The sequence below is a fragment of the Streptomyces sp. WAC 04229 genome (assembly GCF_003947455.1).
In the GTDB taxonomy this organism is placed as follows: Bacteria; Actinomycetota; Actinomycetes; order Streptomycetales; family Streptomycetaceae; genus Streptomyces.
In genome coordinates this window covers 1-2,942 of record NZ_QHJH01000355.1, presented here as the reverse complement: position 1 = coordinate 2,942, position 2,942 = coordinate 1, and the positions used below count along the sequence as shown (strand labels likewise).

At 77.5% G+C, this 2,942-nt stretch carries 1 protein-coding gene and 1 pseudogene; both read right to left on the bottom strand.

What is annotated here, in order from left to right:
- Window positions 1-122: 122 nt before the first annotated feature.
- Complete coding sequence (locus DMH12_RS38000; protein WP_125495806.1) at window positions 123-1,163, bottom strand: LacI family DNA-binding transcriptional regulator; 1,041 nt, start codon at window positions 1,161-1,163, stop codon at window positions 123-125.
- A gap of 48 nt (window positions 1,164-1,211) precedes the next feature.
- Window positions 1,212-2,801 (bottom strand): annotated as a pseudogene (locus DMH12_RS37995) (glycoside hydrolase family 3 C-terminal domain-containing protein); the annotation flags it as partial.
- Window positions 2,802-2,942 lie beyond the last annotated feature (141 nt).

Here is a 2,942-nt window from a genome sequence, read left to right as displayed (position 1 = left end):
GATGAGGACTGGGGCCGGGCGGGCTGCACCCGGGCGCGGGGGCGGGCGACACGGAGCGTGACGGCGCAGGGGACGTGACGGCGCGGGGGAGTGAACGGGCGCCCGGGACGGCGCGGTGACGCCTACGCCGAGTCCCGCACCACCAGTTCCGGATCGAAGATCACCGACGTCGGCGCGGTGCGCTCGCCCCTGATGTGTTCGTCGAGGAGGCGGGCCATCGTGGCCGCCATCTCCTCCACCGGCTGGCGGACGGTGGTCAGCCGGGGCCGGCAGGTGACGGCCACGCTGGAGTCGTCGAAGCCGATGACCGCGACGTCCCGCGGCACCCGGCGGCCGTGGTCGCGCAGCACCTGGACGGCGCCCTGCGCCATCAGGTCGTTGGCGGTGAACAGGCCGTCCAGGTCCGGGTGTCCGGCCAGCAGCGAAGCCGCCGCCGCCATGCCGCTGTCGACGGTGAAGCCGCCCTCGGCCACCGGGACGTACGGGTGCCCGTGCCGGGCGAGGGTGTCGCGGAAGCCGGCCAGCCGCTCCTGGCTCGCCGCGACGGCCAGCGGCCCCGTGACGGTCGCGATCCTCCGGCAGCCCCGCTCCAGCAGGTGCTCGGCGGCCAGCCGCCCGCCGTCGCGGTGGGCGAGGTCGACGTAGCTGAGCGGCACCGGGCGCCCCGGCCGGGCGAACAGCACCGCCGGCAGTCCGGCTCCGGCGAGCAGGGCGGGCAGCGGGTCGTCGGGGTGGGTGGACACGACCAGGGCGCCGTCCGCGCCGCCCTGCCTGAGGTATGCCACCACCTCCTGCCGCGCCTCGGGCGTCTCGGCGAACATCAGCACCGGGTGCATCGAGCGCGGCCGCAGGTGCCCGACAACGCCGCCGACGACACGGCCGAAGAACGGGTCGGCGAACACCCGGGTCGCGAACGCGTTCTGCTCGGTGTCCGAGGCGTCGCCCGCGCCGGAGACGACCAGGGCCACGGTCGTGGTGCGCCGGGTGACCAGCTGCCTGGCGGCCTGGTTGGGGGCGTACCCGGTCCGTTCGATGGCCCGGCGGACCAGGTCCTGGATGGCGGGGTCCACGTTGCGAACGCCGTTGACCACCCGTGAGACGGTGGCCCGGGAGACGCCCGCCTCCCGGGCCACGTCCTCCAGGGTCGGGGCCTGTCTGCTCATGCCCGCACCCTAACCGGCGAGGTCGGGCGCGTGGTAGAGCGCTCTCCCTCACCTTCGTCCGGCGCCCGGGCCCCTCACCTCCAGGTCCGCGACCAGCGGCACCTGGCCCGCCGACCGGCCCGCCAGCACCCGCCAGCGGCCCTCCTCCGTCCGCCAGGCACGCTCCTCGACGCACCAGTGGCGCAGCGCCCTCGCCGGGACCCGCACCGTCGCCGTCACGGTCTCCCCCGGCCGTGCGCGGACGGCCGCGTACCCGGCGAACCAGCGCACGGGGCGCTCGACCGCGGACCCCGGCCGGGCGAGGTACACCTGGACGACCTCCCGCCCGGCCCGCGCGCCGGTGTTGCGCACCCGCACCCGCACGGTCAGGTCGTCTTCCGCCCGGGCCTCGGGCGGGACGGTCAGATCCTCGTAGGTCCAGGCCGTGTAGCCCAGTCCGTGCCCGAACCAGTAGGCGGGCGTGCGCCCGTGGCGCAGCCAGCCGCGGTGGCCGATGTGCAGGCCCTCGTCGTAGTGGAGGCGGCCGTCGGCCGGTCGCGTGCGGGTGACCGGGGCGTCGGCGAGGACGGCCGGCCAGGTGGTGGGCAGCCGTCCGCCCGGCTCCGTGTGCCCGAAGAGCACGTCGGCCAGTCCGCCGCCGCCCTCCTGGCCCGGGAACCAGGCGAGCAGTACCGCGCCCACCACGTCGCGCCAGGGGAGTTCCACCGGGCCACCGCTGTTGACGACCGCCACGGTACGCGGATTGCCTGCGGCGACGGCGCGGACCAGCGCGTCCTGGGTGGCGCCGAGTGTGAGGGCCGTACGGTCGTAGCCCTCGCACTCACCGTGCTCGGTGGTGCCCACGACCACGATCGCCGCGTCCGCCGCGGCGGCCGCGCGGGCCGCGTCGGCGAGTGACGCGGCGGCGTCCGGGGCGGGCGGCGCCGCGCTGACGACCGTCGCCCGGCCGGTGCCGGGGGCCAGCTCGCGGCGGGCCACGAGCAGGGCGTCCTGGCCGACGGCGAGGTCGGCCTCGGCGTACTGGGCGGGCGGGTTGACGTGGACCACCGCCGGATCGTCGGTCGGCGGCGGGAAGTCGCCGGCCAGCAGGGGCCGTCCGTCCAGGACGAGGCTCATCCGGCCGAAGCCGGCCACGCCCAGCGTCCAGCGGCCCGCGGTACGGGGGCGCAGGCGGGCGCTGATCTCGACGGTGTGTGCGCCCGGCACGAGCCGGGGCTCCAGCAGGCGCCCCCCGCGCCGTCGTTCGGCGTACAGCTCGCGGCCGTCGGCGTCCAGCATCCTGAGCAGTACGCCGGGCAGCCCGGAGCGCGGGTCGGTGCACGCGTCGTGGTCCAGCGGGGGCGCGGGACCGTCCGGACGGGGGCCCGGGACGTGGACGACGCGGGCAGGGCCGCGCAGCGCGTCCCGGATGCCGTCGAGGACGGACACCTCCTCCCGTGGGAAGACACCGGCGCTGCCACCGCCCTGCGTACGGGTCCGGGCGGCGTGCGCGCCGATCACGGCGACCGTGCGCAGCCCTCCGGGGTCCAGGGGCAGGACACCCCGGTTGGCGAGCAGCACGCTCCCGGCGGCGACGGCCCGGCGGGCCAGGGCCCTGCCCTCCGGGGCGACGGCCGGCCGGGGCACGGGCGGGTGCGGGTCACCGGCCCGCGCTCCACCACCGCCGGGCGCCTCTCGCGGTCCGTCACCGCCGGGTGCCTTTCGCGGTCCGTCACCGCCAGGCGCCTCGCGCGGTCCGTCACCGCCAGGCACCTCTCGCGATCCGCCGCCCCCACACGC